Source organism: Comamonas squillarum (genome assembly GCF_025309455.1).
GTDB classification, from domain to species: Bacteria; Pseudomonadota; Gammaproteobacteria; order Burkholderiales; family Burkholderiaceae_C; genus Comamonas; species Comamonas squillarum.
Map to the genome: position 1 here is coordinate 3,690,493 of NZ_CP104377.1, position 16,318 is coordinate 3,706,810.

11 protein-coding genes are annotated in these 16,318 nt (G+C 63.7%); 9 read left to right on the plus strand and 2 right to left on the minus strand.

Annotated elements, in window-relative coordinates; genetic code table 11:
* The first annotated feature begins 437 nt into the window (after positions 1-437).
* The 9 genes from N4T19_RS17050 (at position 438) to N4T19_RS17095 (ending at position 13,044) form a co-directional block, all read left to right on the plus strand.
* The gene (locus tag N4T19_RS17050; RefSeq protein ID WP_116925525.1) at positions 438-1,172 is read left to right on the plus strand and encodes a metal ABC transporter ATP-binding protein; all 735 of its coding nucleotides are present in this window, start codon (positions 438-440) and stop codon (positions 1,170-1,172) included.
* Complete coding sequence (locus tag N4T19_RS17055; protein WP_260718604.1) at positions 1,169-2,062, plus strand: metal ABC transporter permease; 894 nt, start codon at positions 1,169-1,171, stop codon at positions 2,060-2,062. Before N4T19_RS17050 ends, N4T19_RS17055 begins: the two co-directional genes overlap by 4 nt.
* Positions 2,059-3,051 carry a metal ABC transporter substrate-binding protein gene (locus N4T19_RS17060; protein WP_260718605.1) on the plus strand — a complete coding sequence of 331 codons (993 nt, stop codon included), beginning with the start codon at positions 2,059-2,061 and terminating at the stop codon, positions 3,049-3,051. Before N4T19_RS17055 ends, N4T19_RS17060 begins: the two co-directional genes overlap by 4 nt.
* Before the next feature lie 676 nt (positions 3,052-3,727).
* The gene (locus tag N4T19_RS17070; RefSeq protein ID WP_269780256.1) at positions 3,728-4,216 is read left to right on the plus strand and encodes a type IV pilin protein; all 489 of its coding nucleotides are present in this window, start codon (positions 3,728-3,730) and stop codon (positions 4,214-4,216) included.
* Entirely contained in the window at positions 4,216-4,716 is a 501-nt protein-coding gene (locus tag N4T19_RS17075) for a GspH/FimT family pseudopilin (RefSeq protein WP_260718606.1), read from the plus strand. Before N4T19_RS17070 ends, N4T19_RS17075 begins: the two co-directional genes overlap by 1 nt.
* A gap of 56 nt (positions 4,717-4,772) precedes the next feature.
* Positions 4,773-5,240 (plus strand): PilV family protein, encoded by a 468-nt coding sequence (locus N4T19_RS17080; RefSeq protein WP_182344482.1) that lies wholly within the window; start codon positions 4,773-4,775, stop codon positions 5,238-5,240.
* Between the two features lie 10 nt (positions 5,241-5,250).
* Positions 5,251-6,408: a PilW family protein gene (locus N4T19_RS17085; protein ID WP_182344485.1), complete on the plus strand. Its 1,158-nt coding sequence runs from the start codon at positions 5,251-5,253 to the stop codon at positions 6,406-6,408.
* On the plus strand, positions 6,405-6,989 hold the full coding sequence (locus N4T19_RS17090) for a pilus assembly PilX family protein (RefSeq protein ID WP_182344487.1): 585 nt from the start codon (positions 6,405-6,407) through the stop codon (positions 6,987-6,989). Before N4T19_RS17085 ends, N4T19_RS17090 begins: the two co-directional genes overlap by 4 nt.
* A gap of 145 nt (positions 6,990-7,134) precedes the next feature.
* Positions 7,135-13,044, plus strand: coding sequence for a pilus assembly protein (locus tag N4T19_RS17095; protein WP_260718607.1), 5,910 nt, complete (start codon positions 7,135-7,137; stop codon positions 13,042-13,044).
* 158 nt (positions 13,045-13,202) lie between these two features.
* Here N4T19_RS17095 and N4T19_RS17100 read toward each other — a convergent pair whose 3' ends face one another.
* Together N4T19_RS17100 and N4T19_RS17105 are read right to left on the minus strand one after the other, a co-directional pair.
* A complete protein-coding gene (locus N4T19_RS17100; RefSeq protein WP_260718608.1) occupies positions 13,203-15,197 on the minus strand; it encodes a sensor histidine kinase in 1,995 nt (664 codons plus the stop codon).
* Between the two features lie 29 nt (positions 15,198-15,226).
* Positions 15,227-15,937, minus strand: coding sequence for a response regulator (locus tag N4T19_RS17105; protein ID WP_116925438.1), 711 nt, complete (start codon positions 15,935-15,937; stop codon positions 15,227-15,229).
* Positions 15,938-16,318 lie beyond the last annotated feature (381 nt).

Here is a 16,318-nt window from a genome sequence, read left to right on the forward strand (position 1 = left end):
CTCGCAATAGCTGGGCTATTGCTGCGGTGTTGCGCGGCTGGGCGCCCCCTAGCATCCCATCCCGCAAAGACACTGTCGCGGCGCGAGGAGACTTTGAACAGGTTCTAAGCGCCTGGGCCAGCTCCCTTCTCTCCTCACAACACACGATTCTTCTGCTTTAGTGCATGGCAGCCACCGCCAAGCTGGGCTGCGCTTTTTGCGTTGGTATTTTCATTTGATGTTATAACATCACATTTTGAAAATGCTGCAGGTGAATCGTCGATGCTGCCAGTTTGACTGGTCGGCAGGGCGCCTGCGAATGGGCGAGCTATGGGATCAATACAAACAACCAGGCGCCGCAGTGCCTTGCAGGCGTCTGCGCTTTCGCGCTGCCTGCTGGCGCTGGGCCTGAGCGTGCTGCTCTGGGGCGTGGTGCTATGGGCGGTGCAGCAGCCATGATGCAGTCCGTTTCCGGCCTGGCAGCGGCGGCCGTGCATGGCAATGATTTCGAACTCTCCAACCTGGGCCTGGGCTATGGCGGCAAGCTGGCGTTGCGCGGGGTCAGTGGGCAGTTTGCGGCCGGCTCGATGACGGCCATCGTCGGCCCCAATGGGGGCGGCAAATCCACGTTGCTCAAGGGCCTGCTGGGGCAGCTTGCGCCGATGCAGGGGTCGCTGCGCTGCCGCTATCCGCGCGCTGCGCTGGGCTACCTGGCGCAGGCCTGCGAGGTAGAGCGCGACTTTCCCATCAGCGTGGAGGACTTTGTCAGCATGGGCCTGTGGGCGCAGACGGGTGCGCTGGGGGCCGTCAGCGATGCGCAACGCGCGCAGATCAGCATGGCATTGGCGACGGTGGGCTTGCAGGGCTGGCAGCCGCGCTGGATTGCCGAGCTCTCGGGCGGGCAGTTCCAGCGCATGCGCTTTGCCCGGCTGTGGGTGCAGAACCCGCCGGTAATCCTGCTGGACGAGCCCTTCACTGGCGTCGACGAGCCCTCCATCGATGTGCTGCTGCAGCTGTTGCAGCAGTGGCATACGCGGGGCCGCACCGTGCTGGCCGTGCTGCATGACCGCGAGATGGTGGAGGCATTTTTTCCGCAGGCCTTGGCGCTGGCGGGCACGCAGCTGGCCTGGGGGGCAAGCGCCGATGTGCTGCCGAGTCTCGCAGCACGCGCGGGTGCCAGGAGGCGCGCATGATCGCCGAGCTGTTGTGGCAGCCCTTTGTGGACTACGGCTTTATGCGCCGCGCGTTGGCGGGTTGCCTGGCTTTGAGCGCTGGCGCCGCGCCCTTGGGCACCATCTTGCTGCTGCGCCGCATGAGCCTGGTGGGGGATGCGATGTCGCATGCCATCTTGCCAGGGGCCGCCCTGGGCTATTTGCTGTTTGGCCTGTCCTTGCCGGCGATGACGATCGGCGGGCTGGCGGCCGGCCTGATCGTGGCCATGCTCTCGGGCGTGGTGACCCGCTACACCGCCTTGCGCGAGGACGCGAGCTTTGCCGGCCTCTACCTGATCTCGCTCGCGCTGGGCGTGCTGCTGATCTCGCTGCGCGGCTCCAATGTGGATCTGCTGCATGTGCTGTTTGGCTCGGTGCTGGCGCTGGATGACCCCACCTTGTACCTGACCGCCACCATCGCCAGCCTGTCGATGCTGGGCCTGGCGCTGGTGTACCGGCCCTTGTTGATGGAATGCCTGGACCCCGGCTTTTTGCGCCTGCAGGGGCCCATGGGCAGCATCAGCCATGCACTGTTCATGCTGCTGCTTGTGCTCAACCTGGTGGGGGGCTTCCATTCGCTGGGCACTTTGATGGCAGTCGCCCTGGTGGTGCTGCCCGCCGCCAGTGCGCGCTTTTGGCTGCGCGGCGTGGGCTTGCAGATGGCGCTGTCCACCGCTATCGCGATGGCCGGCAGCCTGCTGGGCCTGCTGCTGTCCTACCACGCGGGCATTGCGGCGTCGGCCGCCATCACCTTGAGCCTCGGCTGCCTGTACCTGCTGTCGCTCTGCCTGGGGCGGCTGGGCAGCGTGCGGGCGCAACGCCAGCGGCCGGCCAACGATTCTGTGTCTGAACCAATGGGAGTATCCGAATGAGCAATTTCTACTTGAACCGCCGTGCGCTGCTGGGGCTGGCACTGACCAGCGCTTTGCCTGTCGGCTCCGTCTGGGCTGCGGGCCAGCCGCTGCCCGTGGTGGCCAGCTTTTCGATCTTGCAGGACTTGACGCGCCAGGTCGGCGGTGATCGGGTCAGCGTCTCTGCGCTGGTCGGTCCCGACGGCGACGCCCATGTGTTTGAGCCCACCCCGCAGCAGGCGCGCCAGCTGCAGCAGGCCAAGGTGCTGGTGGCCAATGGCCTGGATTTTGAGGGCTGGTTGCCGCGCTTGAAAAAAGCGTCCGGCTTTCAAGGCCAGGAGATCGTCGCATCGCAGGGCATTGCGGTACGCAGCTTGCCCAAAGGCCAAGGCCATGACCACGGGCACGACCACGGCGCTGGCAAGGAAGGGCATGACCACGACCATGACCATGACCATGGGCACGGCCACCACCATGGCCCCAACGACCCCCATGCCTGGCAGGATGTGAAAAACGCCATCGTCTATGTGCGCAATATCGCCAAAGGCCTGGCCAAAGCAGACCCGGCCAACGCGGCGCAGTACGACAAGCAGGCCACGCAGTACATCGCCCGCCTGACGGCGCTGGATGCCAGCCTGCGCCAGCGCTTTGCCGCGCTGCCGGCCGAACGGCGCAGTGTCGTCAGCACCCACGATGCCTTTGGCTATTTTGCCCAGGCCTACGGTCTGCGCTTTGTGCCGGTGCGGGGCCTGTCGACCGAGTCCGAGCCTTCTGCCCGTGATCTGGCGGCCCTCGTCAAACAGGTCCGCGCGGAGCGCATTGGCGCCATCTTCCTGGAGAACATCTCCGACCCGCGCTTGCTGGAGCAACTCGCTCGCGAGACCGGCGCTGCCATAGGTGGGCGCCTCTACTCCGATGCGCTGTCGCCCGACGGCGGCCCTGCCAGCACCTACGTCGACATGGTCGAGACCAACGCGGCTACCTTGCTCAAGGCCTTGCAGGCGCGCTGAACCAGGCCTGCTTTGGCCCATAGCACTGCCTGGCGCTGCGCCATGGCAGATCGCAATGGGTACGGCGGCCTGTGTATGGGGGTGGTCTGGTCATAGCGGCTTAGCCACCATTGCTTGCTGTCGCCTCGATGGCCAGTGCGACGGCGCCTTCGTGGCTTGGCGGCCAATGGCCTGGCCTTGCAGCTGCAAGCTTGATATGCATCAAGCTGCACATTTGCAACAGCATAGGCTGTGTAAAACGATGCCCGGCCATCGGTTGCGCCTGCGCGCTTGCGGGTTGCCAAACGCACGCCGCTCTTTACCCTCACCCGTGGCTCTCCAGCCTTTCAGCCCCCGATAACCAACGTTGTTGCTATCTAGGGTGCTATCAAAATATTTCTATTACGGCGTTGCGGACCGCTCCACGTCCTCTGCGCAGCGCGCATTCACTCGCTCAAAATCTAGGGAGTTATAGATTTATAAAATAACTATTGATGTAAGTTATTGGAAAGTAATTTACTAACAGACACGTATGATGCCCTCCTGATGAAGTTCGTATGAATTTCTAAATTTCAATAAATGAAATCGATGGATGGAAGCCTTCCGACTCCCTGGTGGAGTCTGCGGGGAGGAATCCACCAGCCGGTTTTCTGGAGCATTGCCGCCTCTGGTGCAGCGGCGGTGAGGGGGTGTCGTTATGAAGGTTTCTCAAGCGGTCCGCATACCGCTGACGCGAGTCCACACGGGCTGCAGCGGCCCTGTACGGCGCTGGATGCAGCGCGGCTTTACGTTGATCGAGGTGATGATCGTCGTGGCCATTGTGGCCATCCTGGCGGCGATTGCCTTGCCTAGCTATGACGAGTACGTCAAGCGTGGGCAGATCGTGGCGGGCATCACGCCATTGGCCGATATGGGGGCCAAGATGGAGCAGTTTTACCAGGATCACAGGACCTATGTGGGCGCCTGTCAAAGCAGGATAGCTGCGGAGCCAGCGGAAACTGCCCGCTTCAAATACATCTGTGACGGGCACAAATCTTATTACACGGTGAAGGCGGAGGGCAAAGGATCCATGTCCGGTTTTGTTTTCGTCTTGACCCACGAAGGCGCGCGTAACACCGCAAGCACACCTTCGGGTTGGACCAAGGGCAGCGGCTGCTGGTCTATCCGCAAGGACGGAAGCTGCTGATGCACAGGCTCCATACCAACCAGGGGTTTACCTTGATCGAGCTGATGGTGGGCTTGGCGCTCACCGTCTTTTTGCTGCTGATGGCCATGCCATCGGCCAGTATCTATATCTTGGATTCCAAGATCCGCACGGTTGCCCAGGCCTACTATGACGGAGCCCAGCTCGCAAGGGCTGAAGCGCTGCGCCGCAACACCAATGTAGTGCTTGGGCTGACGGACAGCGGCCTGGGCTGGAGGCTGATGGTGGGTGACACACCGATCGCCAGCAAGCCAGCAGAGAGTGCAACGGCCGTGACGGTGGAAACCGAGCAAGAGACGGTCACCTTTGACAGCCTGGGCCGCACATCCGAGGCCATCGCCGTGAACTTCAAATCCAGCAACGCTGCCTGCCTGGAAGACAGTGGTAGCCAGCGCTGTCTGCGCGTGGTCATCTCGCCGGGCGGCCAGGTCCGGCTGTGCGATCCGTCCATCACCGATGAGGGAGACAACCGCCAATGCTGATATCTCGCATGGCCTTGCCCGCCCATTCCCATGCAACTGCAGCAGGTCAGAGGGGCATGATGCTGATCGAATCGCTGGTCGCCATCATGATCATTGTGTTTGGCATTCTGGGCATCGCCGGGCTCACGGCACGATCTGTCAACTGGTCGGGCCAGGCGCATTACCGCACGGAGGCGGGCATGTATGCCTCCCAAATCGTGCAGGCCATCTCACTCAAGGTCGATCGCAGCTCGCCACAGGCGCTTGCTGCGTCACTGCAAAAAATGCAGCACAGGGTGAGTGGCAGTGTTGAGCGATGTAGTTTCAGCGGGGCTGAGGCCGACAACAACGATGTCATTAACCTGCTTTCTGCCGCGCGCGGTGGCCCGCAGCATGTGTTGGGTTTACCTGGTGCGGTACCCACAGGGCAACAGATTTTGGTCGACACCACAGACGGCCTCAATAAAGTGACGGTGACCCTGTGCTGGCAAGCCCCGCACGACGCCGGCTTGCGCAACTACCAGATCCAGGCCTATGTCCATTAGGCCCCCCCGCATGAAAACGACGTCCATGCCCCGTCTGCAGCGCAGCAGGCACACGGGCTGCGGCCAGGTGCAGCGCCGCTCGCAAGCGGGATTTTCGATCATCGAAATCCTCGTTGGCGTGGCCATTGGCATGGCCAGCATGCTGGTGATCTACCAGCTCTATGGCGTGTCTGAAAAGCAGCGCCGCACGGTCTCTGCGGTGACCGACGCCCAAACGGCGGGTGCATTGGCCTTGTTCAGCATTGAGCGCGACATCCGCTCGGCGGGCCTGGGCTTTGCCGCGATGGAGGCGCGGCATTTGGGCTGTTCGGTGCAAGCCAATAACAATGGCCGTGCCTTCACGTTTCCGCTGGTCCCCGTGCGCATTGCCGCCTCCGAAGGTCGTACGCAGCTCTGGGTGCTCAGCGGCTCTACGGCCAATATGGTGAGCGGATCGCGCTACGAGGCCAGTGCCAATGGCGTCCTCAGCATGGAGAAATCCAATGCGGGCCTGCATGCGGGCGATGTGGCGGTGGGCACCTCGGACAGCGATAGCCGAGACTGCCTGATGATGGAAATCACCGCAGGCGCAGGCTCTACGGTGGCGACGGACACGGGCAGCGCATCCTATCCCAGCAACCGGGTGAGCCAGGGCACCGGCAGCTACATCAACTTCTATACCGGCAGTGAAGTGGCGCCTCGCTTCAACCATGGCGGCCGCCGCAACATGCTCGATGGCGGCACCACCAGCCTGGGCGAGGGCGCGCTCTACAACCTGGGGCCCGATCCGCAATTGCATGTCTGGAGCCTCGAAGGCCAGGAGCTGGTCTATTACAACCACCTGAACGAGACCAGCACGGGCAGCGTGGCGGTGGCACACGATGTGCTCAGCTTTCAGGCCGAATATGGCTATGACCTGAACGGTGACGGCCAGATTGACGGCAATGACCAGTGGACGGCGACCTTGAGCAGCGGCTCGACCTGGGACAGGGTGCTAGCGGTGCGCCTGGCGGTGCTGGTGCGCAGCTCCCAGTACGAGCGCGATGAAGTCACGCAGGACCCTCCGCGCTGGGCCAATGGCAGCAAGCAATTTGATATGACTGGCGATGGCTGGAAGCACTACCGCTACCGGGTCTACGAAAGCGTGATCCCGCTGCGCAACACCTTGTGGGGGCAACAAGCACCATGAAACGCCAAAACTGTACACCGCTGTCCGCAACCCGCCCGCAGGCCGCGCGCGGCGTGGTGCTGCTCGTAGCACTCATCGTGCTGCTGGTGATGACGCTCACCAGCCTTGCGCTGGTGCGCACCACCACCACGGGCTCGTCCATTGCAGGCAGCCTGGCTTTCAAGCAGACCGCGACCACCGGGGCCGATCTGGGCCTGGAGCATGGTCTGGCACAGCTCGAACAGCTATCGCAAAACGGCACCGCGCTGGATCGAGATAACCCCAGCGAAGGCTATTACGCGCAGGTCGTTCCCAGCGTCCCCGCCAAGGACCTGCCATGGAACGCCGGTGCCAAACAAGCCAGCGCCGATGACGGCCTGGGCAACGAGGTGCACTACATGATCCACCGCCTGTGCAGCCATGCCGGCGCCTGGAATGCGGATGGCCAGTCCTGTGTCACGCCGCCGAGCACGGGCTGCCCGGGCTCGTCGGACGACGCAGGCAGCGTGCTGCCCTGCAACGACCGGCCGATGTACCGCATCAGCGCCCGGGCCCTGGGCCCGCGCGCGACGGTGAGCTATGTGCAGATGACGGTGTATTGAAGGCGAAGGCGCTCGGTAGAGGGCGGCCCCCGCAAAGGGCCGGGACTGAAAAACGCAAACAGGGCGGCAGTGCCCGGCGCGCAGACGCCCGCAGCAGCCGCAGGCCCGCAGGGGCCGAACAGCCACGAGGACGAAGGAGAGGGAAATGCTTCAGAAATTAAAACCCCCGCTGCGCGGGCGCCGGGCCGCAGGCCTGGGGGCCATGCTCGCTGCCGCCGCCGTGGCAGCGGGCTTGTTTGCCAGCAGTGCGGCAGCCGATTCCGCATCGTCGGATGCGGTGGACATTGCCGATATTCCGCTGGGCATTCTGGCCGACCAGGTCAAGCCCAATGTGATGCTGCTGCTCGACACCTCGGACTCCATGAAATGGAGCCATATGCCCGATGACTGGGAGAAGAACGCCAACTTTTTCCCGGTGGGCTACAAAAGCGCGCTGTGCAATACGCTCTACTACAACCCCGATACCAGCTATCCGCTGCCCAAGCAGGCCGATGGCATCACCGACATGCCGGTGCCCAGTTTCTCGGCGGCCTGGAAGGATGGCTATGACCAGGCGCGCGGCGCCGTCAACCTCGCCAACGCCTTTCGCGCCTATGACGGCGACACACGCCGGCAGAGCCTGAACGACGACCCGCCCCAGCGGGCCTATTATTTCCAATGGCAGCCCAGCAGCGCCACCTACCCCACGATGCCCAGCTGGGAGCGGGAGGCCAGCTGTACCTGGCCCGATGTCCCCAGCCTCCATGTCGATGACGGCAGCGTGCAGGACAGCGGCACCGTGGCCCAGCCGATCGAGGGGGTGCCAGGCGGCCAGATGCGCGGCCGCTGGATCCGCGTCAAGCTGGCCAACGCTGCTGCGCAAGAGCGCAACTTTGCCATCTGGTACAGCTACTACCGCACGCGCATCAACATGGCCAAGTCCTCTGTCAGCCTGGCCTTTGGCGCGCTCAATGACAACTTCCGGGTCGGCTTTTTGACGGTGGCCAAGCCAGGCACGGGCGCGCACAGCCATTTTCTGCCGGTGCAAGATTTTGCCGGCAGCGACAAGCAGGCCTGGTTTCAGGCCATCCAGGGCACCCAAACCGGAGGCACCTCGCCCACGCGTGAGGCGCTGGCGCGGGTCGGCCGCTATTACGCGGGCAAAAGCGACAGCATCAATGACAGCATGCGGCCCTTTGTCGATCCCGTCGTCTCCGCCTGCCAGCGGCACTATGCCATCGTCACCACCGATGGCTACTGGAACGTGGGGCAGGAGACCCAGGGCAAAGGCCCGGTGCAAATCGATGGCACCACCCTGGTCGGCCAGCAGGATGGCCCGCCGCTGTCGCTGACCGGGCCCGATGGCTTGCGTCCCCGCCCGGTCTACGATGGCTCGGTCAGTGGCTACAAGCTGGAGCGGGATGCATCGGTGACCTACGGCTTGGCCGCCTGCACCGTGGGCTGGAAGGTGACCGTGCCCGGTGGCGGCACCAAGACCGAGACGGTCTACAAAAAGATCATCAAAAAGGATGTGCTGCGCCAAAGCTGGCATAACGGCGATCTGTCGTGGATCAAAAGGTACTTCAACCAAACATTGCGGGTGTCCCACAAAGCCCCTGGTCCATGGGACGGCAATTTGTCGGCGATGCAAAGCGAGTACTGGTATGCCCAAGGCACGCATACCGTCACCAAAAACCAGTACCAGCAGCAAATCAACTGGAACTACATCAACAAAAAGCAGTACAAAAACAAGCTTGTTACCACCTGGAGCACGGAAACCCAAACGCCATGGGCCCGGGCGGTAGCCAGCCAGACGCGTGAGAAGCGCTATTTTTACTGGTACAAAAACCCGGCACTGGGCGAGGTGGAGCTCAAGACCACCGACAAGTCCGTGTGCGAGGCCTTTGCCAGCGGCTGCAAGGTCGAACCGCCCGGGGGCGACAGCTGGAAGGTGGTGCAGTCTTGTACACCCGGCAGGGCAGGGGACTACCAGGTGGAGTGCGACGGCCCCACCGAGCGCGATGTCAGTGCCTCGGCCTATTGCAGCCGCAATGGCCAGTATGTGCCCGGCGTGGGCACCATTGCCTGCGAAGGCGTAGCCGTGCCGGCCTACAGCGGCCCCGTGCTGGCCTGCAACAGCCTGCACCCCCAGTTGGCGGCCGATATTGCCGCTGCAGGCGGCAGCACCGCGCTGGTGGAATACAGCAACTGCGACAGCAGCCACCGTGAGGAGCGCTATGTGCCCCAGGACCAGTGTGTTCCGCAGGCGGCCAGCCAGGCCAATGGTTTTCGGCATACCAGCTGCACCCGTGAGGCCGTCAATGGCGACGAAGGCGAAACCGACAACAGCTGCCCGGTCACCAGCGCACCGGTATGGGATGCGGCCAGCAGCACCTATACCGAGTGCCGCCAGCGCGGCGCCTCAGAAAAAGTGGCCGCCTGCGTGCCCGGCGACTTGCCCAACCAACCCGGCCGCATCAACATGCAGTGTGAGGCACGAGGCGCCCCAGTAAGCAGCACGGTGGCGCCCAGCGCTTGCAAGGCCGGGATCGAGGGCAACTACACGGTGGAATGCAACAATACCCAAAGCACCTGGAGCGGCCCGGTGCAGCAAGACTCCGCGAGCTGCCGTACCCTTTTCTCGTCAAACATCGATTTGACATGCGCGCAGCAGCGCAACCCTTGGCGGGCGGTGCCATCGTGCACGCCACGGGCCCCCTCGGCCGACAACGGCTGGGTGGGCATCGAATGCCAGGACAGGCAGGAATGGACGCCCCAACCGGGCCAGTGCACACCCGCTCCGGGTATGGAGGGCGTGCAGCTGCCCCCTCCAACGCCAACCAATCCGGCTACCTGCACCCCCCAAAATGCCACACCAGCCAATGGCTGTATTTACAGCTCGTGCGTGCCGGGGGTCCAGCGCACGGAGAATGTGCAGCATTGCGTGATTGAGGAATCCGGCCCTCCGGATTGGACGCGAACCAGCTGTGAACGGATGCAAGAAAATGGCGTGCGTGTTGCCAGCTGCCAAGGCCTGGTCGATGGTTACAAAGCCATCGGGAACTGCAGAGCACGCAGCAGTGACATTGACTTGGCCTATGGAACCTGTGAAGCGCTGGTCGCGCAGGCGGTGGGCGCAGGGCGACCCGTTCAGGAAAATGGCTGGACCACCAGCACCTGCGAGAGTGTCGACGAGAGCACCCCTGAAGGCTTGGTCTACCTGCAATCGGCTGAAGCCTTTGCCGCCTGCGAGGCGGGCACCAATCCCATCAGTGGCGTCGAGACCCAGTGCGTGCAAGAAGGCCCCACCACCATCAACGTGCCCCAAGGCGAGCTGTGCGTGCCCGGCTACAACCCGGCGACCCATGTGGTGACCGACTGCAGCGGTGTGGGCCTGGGCTCGACCACGATTGTGCCCACCAAGCCGGATGACTGCCCGGCAGCCACCTGCCAAGAGTACAAGGGCCAAAAGAAGGTCTACCACGGTGAGTACATGACCTACAACGTGAGCCTGGTGGGCTCCGCAGAAACAGGCCGTACGTTGGTCAGCCCACCGGGCATTGTCCTCTTCAGCGGCGATCTGGAATCCCCCGCGGTCTGCTATCCGCTCGACGCAGCGCCGACGGTGGTCCAGCCTCCCGACCCTCCCAATGGCAAACCCCAGCCTGGCACGGCCCCCTGGTCTGCGCTGCCAGCGGCCCATACCCGCTGCGGCAAGCTGCCCTGCGACGAAGAGCACCTGGGCCCGGCTACGGGCGGCAGCAGCAACTCGCTGGCCGATGTGGCGCAGTACTACTACGCCACCGATCTGCGCCCGGGCAGCAGCAGCGATACGCCGCGCGGCTGGGACAACAAGGTGCGGCCCGTGGGGACGGGCGCCGAAGATGACAAGGCCACCTGGCAGCACATGAGCACCTATGTGATCGGCATGGGCGTCTCGGGTGCCCTGCGCTATGACAAGAACTACAAGAACGGCGCGGGCGATTTTGCCCATTTGCGCAGCGGCCTCAAGACCTGGCCCATCTGGCCCAAGGACGACACCCGCGACTACGAGCGCCCCGAGTCCATCGATGACTTCTGGCACACCGCCGTCAATGGCCGTGGGCTGTACTTCAGCGCCAACGACCCGGTCGCCATCCAGGCTGGCCTGGCCGAGGTGTTTGCCGATATCCGTGCGGCTCTGGGCTCTGGCGCCAGTGTCGGCGTGTCCTCGCCCATCACCGAGGCGGGCAACAACTTTGCCTATGCCGCCACTTACCGCACCGGCCGCTGGTCGGGCGATCTGCAGGCCTTTGAAATCGGGCTGAACTCGGGCCGGCGCACGCCCATCGTCGGCTGGTCGGCCAAAGAGGCGCTGGACAAGCGCGACCTGGCCACCGACAACCGCCGCATTCTGTTTATGAATGCCGGTGCGCTGGCCGAATTCAGCTATGCCAACCTGGGCAGCTTGCGCAGCCATTTCGATGCCCCGGCCATCAGCACCCGCCTGGCCCAGTACGCGCAGATGAGCGATACGCAACAGCAGGCCGCTGCCGGCGCCAACCTGGTGAACTTTCTGCGCGGTGACCGCAGCCTGGAAGGCTTTGCACTGGGCGATGCCCAGCGCCTCTACCGCCCGCGCGAGAGCCGGCTGGGCGACATCATCGGCTCGCAGCCGCTCTTTGTGGGCAAGCCCACCCGCCGCTACCGGGATGAGGGCTACGCCGCCTACCGCCTGAGCCAGCAAAACCGCAAGCCCATGGTGTATGTGGGCGGCAACGACGGCATGCTGCATGCCTTTGATGCCGAGACCGACCTGCGCAAGACCGAAACCGTTGGTGGCCGGGACGTGCCCCAGGCAGCGCGCGAGCGCTGGGCCTTTGTCCCCACCGCCGTTATGCCCGAGATGGCCCGGCTGGCGAGCGTCGACTACGACGGCGGCCACCGCTACTTTGTCGATGGCACGCCCGTCGTGGCCGATATCCGCGACGCCAACGGCTGGAAAACCATCCTGGTGGGCGGCTTCAACAAGGGTGGCAAAGGCTACTACGCGCTCGACATCAGCGACCCCAGGAACCCCAAGCCCCTGTGGGAAGCGAGCTTGCCGAACATGGGCCTGAGCTTTGGCCGGCCCCTGGTCTCCAAGCACCCCAATGGCACCTGGGCCGTGTTCCTGACCTCGGGCTACAACAATGCCGATGGGCGCAACCATGTGTTTGTGCTCAATGCCAGCACCGGGCAAGTCATGGAACAAATGACCACCCCCACCGGCAGCGGCCTGCGCGAGCTCAACAACTACCTGCGCGACCCTGCTGGCGACAACACCACCCGCTTGCTCTACGGCGGCGATCTGGACGGCAATGTCTGGCGCTTTCAGTGGAATGTGGCGACCAGCCGCTTCGAGGTGAACAAGGTGGTGCAACTGGTCCATGGCGGCAAACCCCAGCCCATCACCACCCGGGTGGAGCTGGTGCAGGGCAGCACCCAGCTGCCGCGCATTCTGGTTGCCACCGGACGGCTGTTTGGGCCTGCGGATATGGGCAATGAGGACCCGCAGTCCATCTATGGCTTTGATGACAGGGCAGAGGGCTACACGGCCACTGGCCCTTCCTTCCGCGCAGATCTCAAGGAGTCTGTATTGACAGCAACCACCGCGGCCGATGGCACGAAGACGCGCCGCATCAGCTGCGCAAGCAACGAGGCGGCCTGCAAAGACCGCAAAAAAGGCTGGTATGTGGACCTGCCCGATAGGCGTGAGCGGGTGAACGTCAATCTGCGCCTGGCCGGCACGACCTTGGTCGTTGCCAGCAATGTGCCTACGGATGAGCCCTGCGAGGCAGGCGGTTATGGCTGGCTCAACTACCTCAACGTGGAAACCGGGCAGGCGGTGGTCGATGGCCCTGATGGCGGACAGGCGGGCGTGCAGGTGCCCGATACCCTTATCGTTGGCAATGCGCTGACCGCTGACAAAGATGGCACGGTCACCAGCCACGTTCAAACCGGTGTGGTGGGCGATCCGATCGATATCCGTATCCCCGTGGCAGCGCCCAAGCCCCAGGGCAAGCGCATCAGCTGGCGCGAGGCAGTCAAGCACTAAGCGCTGATCTTTGTTGCGGATAAAGACTCAAGGCCACCACAGGCAGCTGTCTGTGGTGGCCTTTTTTGGATGGTGAGCCAGTGGCCTTCTTTACCGCGAGCGGCAGCAAAGCCCGTCACCTCACCCCCTCCCGTTGTCTGTAGCAAGGCAGACCGCGCTCAACGCGCAGCGGCCCCCGGCGCAGCCGCAGGCAAGCCCGCCCCCAGCTGCAGCACCGCCGTCACCATCGTGCCGGCCGGGCTCGATTGCACGCTGAAGCTGGCGCCCAGGCGTTCGGCGCGGGCAGCCATGCTGCGCATGCCCACCGATTGGCCGGCGCGCTGCACAGCCTGCACATCAAAGCCCACGCCATCGTCCTCAACCCGCACCAGCAGCTGGTTGGGCCGGGGTTGCGAATACTCCACCCGCACCTTGCTGGCATGGCTGTGCTTGATGACGTTGGACAGCGCCTCCTCCACCAGCCGGGTCAGCAGCAGGCATTGCAGCGCATTGGGGCGCTTGCCTTCTTCGACGCTGCCCTGCCACTGCGCGGCAATGCTCCAGTGCGTTTGCACACCAATCTCATCCAAGATGCGGGTGATGCGGTGGCGCAGGGGCGCGGCCCATTGCACGGGGGTGTCGGGCACCGATGCGCCGGCGCTGGAACCGTAGTCGATCAGCTGGTTGAGGTCATCGCGCATGCTTTTGAGCAAGGACAGCACGCGCGCGCTGCTGATGGTCTCGTCCGCCTGCTCGACCAGCGCCATGCTGCGTACCAGGGCACCGCCCAGGCCGTCGTGCAGGTCATGGGCCAGGGCCATGCGCTCTTGCAGCTTGGCGTTCTCCAGCGCCTGCACATGCTCACGCTGCAGCGCCTGGGCCAGCTCGCTGCGTGCCGATTCCACCCCGACCTTGAGCTCGCGGTTAAAGCGCCGTACCTCATGCATCTGCCGCACCAGCTGGCCGCCCAAGAGCAGCATCAGCAGGCCAATCACCAGCACGCCGCTGAGCGCTGCCCAGTCGCGCGCCACCTGCCAGCGGTCCAGCACCGAGTAGAGGTTGTTCAGCGCCACCAGAGTCAACAGCAGCCAGATGCAGGCAAGCAGGATATGCGCCAGATTGCGCGGCCGTTTGCGCGGAAACCAGGCATGGACTTGGAACTGCAGCCCATTGACCAGGAACACCGCCGTCGCGCCCTGCCACACCAGGCTAAAGCCCTGGCGCGCATGCTCGGCCGGCACCAGGCAGGTGACCGCTGCACCGACAAAGGCCAGCAGCCACAAAAAGCGCTCTACCCAGGGCAGCTTTTGCGCGCCAAAGCGGAAGGTGAAGATGCATACGCTCAGCACATAGCCCAGCAGCGCCACCAGGCTGAAGCGGGCGCGGGTGAGTGAATCGGGCCAGGGCCACTGGCTGCCCGCGAGGTAGGTGCTCAAATACAGCATCCAGCACAAGGCCATCAGTGCAAACCAGCCATAGGTGCGGGCTTTGCGCTGCAGCAACCAGATGCTGAAGAACAGCACCCCGGCCATCGCACACAGCACGGCATTGACAAAGTAGACCGTGCGCTGGCGCCATTGTTTGCCCGCCTGCACCTGGGCCACCTCTTGCGGCGATCCCAGGCGCAGCTGGCCCAGGCCCGGGCTCAAGGCGCGGTGGCCTACCGCATATACCCAGATGGTGTTGACCCCGGGCTGCAGCAGCGATTCGGGCAGCAGCCACCAGCGCGGCACATTCCAGCTGCGCGACAGCGGCTCGACCAGGGAGGCATCGCTCCAGAGCAGGTCATGGTTCACATACACCGCGCCGGCCACACTGATGCCATCAATGCCCAGTGCGATGGGCTCGGGGGGCGCTGTGGACTCGGTATCGAGCCCCGGCTGTGGGCTGGCGCAGCTGCGCTGCCAGGCAATGCGGTACCAGACCGCGCCATCGTGCGCAGGCCAGCGCTGGGTCCAGAGATCGGGCAGCGTGACCGGCTCCCAGCCCTCGCTAGGGGCGGGCAGCTGCGGGTTGAGCGCGCTGGCGCGTGCCGCATCCACGTGCAGGATCTGCGCCTTGCAGCTACCAGCCTGGAGAGTGCTGGCTGGCGCGGTTTGGGCCATCGCAGGTCCAGCCAGCAGCACAAACAGCAGTACCAGCAGCAGCGCCAGCAGGTACGCCCCGGCTTGCAACAGGCGGGGCAGGGGGTGAGCGCGCGGGCTCACTCAATCATTCCCCGGGCACGCGCCTCGCGCACCGCCATCATGCGCGAGGAGACGGCCAGCTTGCGGTAAATGCGCTTGACATGGCTCTCCACCGTATGGCGGGACAGATGCACTTCGTTGGCAATCTCACGGTTGCTCATGCCATCGGCCACCAGGCGCAAGATCTCGGCCTCCCGGGGCGTGAGGCCCACATCGGGCTCGCCGCCGCTGGCAGCGGGCGCTGCGTGGCCGGCCGGCTTGGGCGCGCGCAGTGGCAGCAGCTGCAAAATGCGCCGGGCAATAAAAGGGTCGATGGGCGCGCCCCCGCGCAGCACGCTGCGGATGGACAGCATCACCTCGAAATCGTCGCGCTGCTTGAGTACATAGCCGGTGGCCCCGGCGCGCAACGCGCTCAGGATCAAGTCTTCGGAACTCCAGGCCGACACCACCAGAATGCCCAGCCCCGGATCCTCGGCCCGCAGCTCTTCGATCAGCGACTGGCCATTGCCATCGGGCAGGCGCAAATCCACCAAGGCCAGGCCCACCGGCCCCTCGGCGAACACGGCCCGCGCCTCTGCCAGCGTGCCGGCAAAGATCAGCGCCTCGTCCTCATAGCCAAGCTGGTGCAGCACCTGGCGCAAGCGTTGCTGCAGAAGCGGCTCGTCCTCCACGACCAGGACGGGGACAGGCAAAAGAGCATCTTCAACAAGCAACGAAGGTTCAAGCATGGATAACCAAAAAACGCGCGGGCGGACCCCGCGATGGTATGCGAGTGGGCGAAAAATGCTATCCCTGAAAGTGGGGAATTTGCGCGGAATCGCTCCGGCTGGAGCCAGGCCTGCGCAGCGAATGGCAGGGGAAGAAGCAGTTAATGCGGGTTTTAAATCTGACGTTTGCGAAAAAACAACCTACCTGAAAATGCAGTTTTCTATTTATAGGTTCGGCAAATAGATTGACGGAAGTCACACCGTAAGTAATCTATAATTTTAGAAACCATAAGTAAATATAGTTCTTTTTGAAAACAGTGATAGAGAGAAACAAAGGTTTCAAGAGAGAATGGCGCCCATTTCTATAATTGGATGACGGGCGGGGTATGACAGGTCAGAAGG

Excerpts from the sequence above, each read along its gene's own strand:
- N4T19_RS17075 (WP_260718606.1), top strand. The coding sequence starts at position 4,216 with ATGCACAGGCTCCATACCAACCAGGGGTTTACCTTGATCGAGCTGATG.
- N4T19_RS17050 (WP_116925525.1), top strand. The coding sequence starts at position 438 with ATGCAGTCCGTTTCCGGCCTGGCAGCGGCGGCCGTGCATGGCAATGAT.
- N4T19_RS17105 (WP_116925438.1), bottom strand. The coding sequence starts at position 15,937 with ATGCTTGAACCTTCGTTGCTTGTTGAAGATGCTCTTTTGCCTGTCCCC.
- N4T19_RS17095 (WP_260718607.1), top strand. The coding sequence starts at position 7,135 with ATGCTTCAGAAATTAAAACCCCCGCTGCGCGGGCGCCGGGCCGCAGGC.
- N4T19_RS17060 (WP_260718605.1), top strand. The coding sequence starts at position 2,059 with ATGAGCAATTTCTACTTGAACCGCCGTGCGCTGCTGGGGCTGGCACTG.
- N4T19_RS17085 (WP_182344485.1), top strand. The coding sequence starts at position 5,251 with ATGAAAACGACGTCCATGCCCCGTCTGCAGCGCAGCAGGCACACGGGC.
- N4T19_RS17055 (WP_260718604.1), top strand. The coding sequence starts at position 1,169 with ATGATCGCCGAGCTGTTGTGGCAGCCCTTTGTGGACTACGGCTTTATG.
- N4T19_RS17090 (WP_182344487.1), top strand. The coding sequence starts at position 6,405 with ATGAAACGCCAAAACTGTACACCGCTGTCCGCAACCCGCCCGCAGGCC.
- N4T19_RS17070 (WP_269780256.1), top strand. The coding sequence starts at position 3,728 with ATGAAGGTTTCTCAAGCGGTCCGCATACCGCTGACGCGAGTCCACACG.
- N4T19_RS17080 (WP_182344482.1), top strand. The coding sequence starts at position 4,773 with ATGATGCTGATCGAATCGCTGGTCGCCATCATGATCATTGTGTTTGGC.